This is a genomic window from Pseudomonas sp. SDO5591_S426 (genome assembly GCF_054070755.1).
Map to the genome: position 1 here is coordinate 1 of NZ_JBSVXD010000348.1, position 2,994 is coordinate 2,994.

At 59.6% G+C, this 2,994-nt stretch carries 2 protein-coding genes; both read left to right on the forward strand.

Features of this window, described 5'->3' with window-relative positions:
• The first annotated feature begins 114 nt into the window (after positions 1-114).
• Positions 115-1,638 carry a polyphosphate:AMP phosphotransferase gene (gene pap / locus ACW9JC_RS29725; RefSeq protein ID WP_457459505.1) on the forward strand — a complete coding sequence of 508 codons (1,524 nt, stop codon included), beginning with the start codon at positions 115-117 and terminating at the stop codon, positions 1,636-1,638.
• A 102-nt stretch (positions 1,639-1,740) separates the two neighbouring features.
• Positions 1,741-2,925, forward strand: coding sequence for a thiolase family protein (locus tag ACW9JC_RS29730; RefSeq protein ID WP_457459507.1), 1,185 nt, complete (start codon positions 1,741-1,743; stop codon positions 2,923-2,925).
• The last annotated feature ends 69 nt before the right edge of the window (positions 2,926-2,994 follow it).

Below are 2,994 nucleotides of genomic sequence, written 5' to 3' on the forward strand. Positions count from 1 at the left end.
GCTATCGCGGGCAAGCCTTGCTCCTACAAAAAAGGGAGTTACATCCGCAGGGATTTCCCTCCCGGCCTTCTGTCCAATCCGCTAGTCTTGCTCACATCTGGAAGGGAGCCGTCCATGTTCGAATCCGCCGAAATCGATCACGCCATCGACAAAGAAACCTACGACGCCGAAGTGCCTGCGCTGCGCGAAGCCTTGCTCGAAGCGCAATTCGAGCTTCAGCAGCAACGCCGGTTTCCGGTGATCATTATGATCAACGGCATCGAAGGCGCCGGCAAAGGCGAGACGGTCAAGTTGCTCAACGAGTGGATGGACCCGCGCCTGATCGAGGTCCGCACGTTCGATCAGCAAACCGATGAAGAACTGGCGCGGCCTCCCGCGTGGCGTTACTGGCGAATGTTGCCGGCCAAAGGGCGCATGGGGATTTTCTTTGGTAACTGGTACAGCCAGATGTTGCAGGGCCGGGTGCATGGCGAGTTCAAGGACCCGCGTCTCGATCAAGCGATCAACGCGGCCGAGCGCCTGGAAAAGATGCTCTGCGATGAAGGCGCACTGATCGTCAAATTCTGGTTCCACCTGTCCAAGAAGCAGATGAAGGCGCGCCTCAAGGCGTTGGCCGACGACCCATTGCACAGCTGGCGCATCAGCCCGCTGGACTGGCAGCAATCGGAGACTTACGACCGGTTCGTGAAATTCGGTGAGCGTGTCCTGCGTCGCACCAGCCGTGACTATGCGCCGTGGCATGTGATCGCCGGGATGGACGCGCGCTATCGCAGCCTGGTGGTGGGCAAGATTTTGCTCGACAGCCTGCACGGCGCCTTGAAGCGGCCGAAGATCCATCCGGAGAAAGTCAGCGCCGCGCCGGTGTTCCCCAGCGTCGATCAAGTGAACCTGCTCGACAGCCTGGATCTGACCCTGCATCTGGACAAAGCCGATTATGAAGAACAGTTGGTGACCGAACAGGCGCGGCTGTCCGGGCTGATGCGCGACAAACGCATGCGTCGACACGCGCTGGTGGCGGTATTCGAAGGCAATGACGCGGCGGGCAAGGGCGGGGCGATCCGGCGTGTGGCGGCGGCGCTCGACCCGCGTCAATACAACATCGTGCCGATTGCCGCACCCACCGAAGAAGAACGGGCGCAGCCGTATCTATGGCGCTTCTGGCGACACCTGCCAGCGCGGGGCAAATTTACCGTTTTCGATCGTTCCTGGTATGGCCGCGTCTTGGTGGAACGCATCGAAGGTTTTTGCAGCCCGGCGGACTGGTTGCGCGCCTACAGTGAGATCAACGATTTCGAAGAGCAGGTCAGCGATGCCGGAGTGGTGGTGGTCAAGTTCTGGCTGGCCATCGACAAACAGACGCAACTGGAACGCTTCCAGGAACGTGAAGAAATTCCCTTCAAGCGTTTCAAGATCACCGAAGACGATTGGCGCAATCGCGAAAAGTGGGACGACTACCGCGCCGCCGTCGGCGATATGGTCGACCGCACCAGCACTGAAATCTCGCCGTGGACCCTGATCGAAGCGAACGACAAGCGCTGGGCGCGGGTGAAGGTTTTGCGCACCATCAACCAGGCGTTGGAAGAAGCATTCGAAAAGTCCGATAAACATGCGAAGAAGGAAAGCAAAGGCAAACACTGATGCGATGGTTACGCATACGCGGGGTGAATGATTGTCGCGGTCGGTAATTGGGTGGGCTTATGCTCGGTCCACTCTCAACCGACAACAACAATGAGGTATGCCATGCGTGAAGTGGTGATCGTCGACAGCGTGCGGACCGGCCTGGCCAAATCCTTTCGCGGCAAGTTCAACCAGACCCGTCCGGACGACATGGCCGCGCATTGCGTCAACGCCTTGCTGGCGCGTACCGGCATCGACCCGGCCAGTGTCGAGGATTGCATCGTCGGCGCCGGCTCCAACGAAGGCGCCCAAGGCTACAACATCGGTCGCAACGTCGCGGTGCTTTCGCGGTTGGGCATCGGCACCGCCGGCATGACCCTCAACCGTTTCTGCTCGTCGGGTTTGCAGGCCATCGCCATTGCCGCCAACCAGATCGCTTCGGGTTGCAGCGACATCATCGTCGCCGGTGGCGTCGAGTCGATCAGCCTGACCATGAAAAGCGTCAACACCGACAACCTGATCAACCCGCTGCTCAAGGAACAGGTGCCGGGCATCTATTTCCCGATGGGTCAGACCGCCGAAATCGTCGCTCGCCGTTACAACGTCAGCCGCGAAGAACAGGATCTGTACGCTCTGCAAAGTCAGCAGCGCACCGCTCAGGCACAGGCCGCCGGTTTGTTCGATGATGAAATCGTGCCGATGGCGGTGAAGTACCGCGTTGAGGACAAAGCCACCGGTCAGGTGCAGATTCTCGACGGCGTCGTCGATCGCGATGACTGTAACCGTCCCGATACCACACTGCAAAGCCTGGCCGGGTTGAATCCGGTGTTCGCCGAAGATGGTTCGGTGACGGCGGGCAACTCGTCGCAACTGTCTGACGGCGCTTCCATGACATTGGTGATGAGTCTGGAAAAAGCCCTGGAACTGGGTCTGAAGCCGAAAGCGTTCTTCCGCGGTTTCACCGTGGCGGGCTGCGAGCCGGATGAAATGGGCATCGGTCCGGTGTTCTCGGTGCCGAAACTGCTCAAGGCCAAAGGCTTGCAGATTGCCGATATCGATTTGTGGGAACTCAACGAAGCGTTCGCCTCGCAGTGCCTGTACGCGCGCAATCGACTGGAAATCGACAACGACAAGTACAACGTCAATGGCGGCTCGATCTCCATCGGCCACCCGTTCGGCATGACCGGTTCGCGTCAGGTCGGGCACATTGTGCGTGAGTTGCAGCGGCGTAATCTGCGCTACGGCATCGTGACCATGTGCGTGGGTGGCGGGATGGGGGCGACCGGGTTGTTTGAGGCGGTGCGGTAACTGCTTCGGATTATGCAGTGATTGTGAAATTGCTATCGCGGGCAAGCCCGCTCCCACAGTGATTGCCGG

Excerpts from the sequence above, each read along its gene's own strand:
- pap (WP_457459505.1), top strand. The coding sequence starts at position 115 with ATGTTCGAATCCGCCGAAATCGATCACGCCATCGACAAAGAAACCTAC.
- ACW9JC_RS29730 (WP_457459507.1), top strand. The coding sequence starts at position 1,741 with ATGCGTGAAGTGGTGATCGTCGACAGCGTGCGGACCGGCCTGGCCAAA.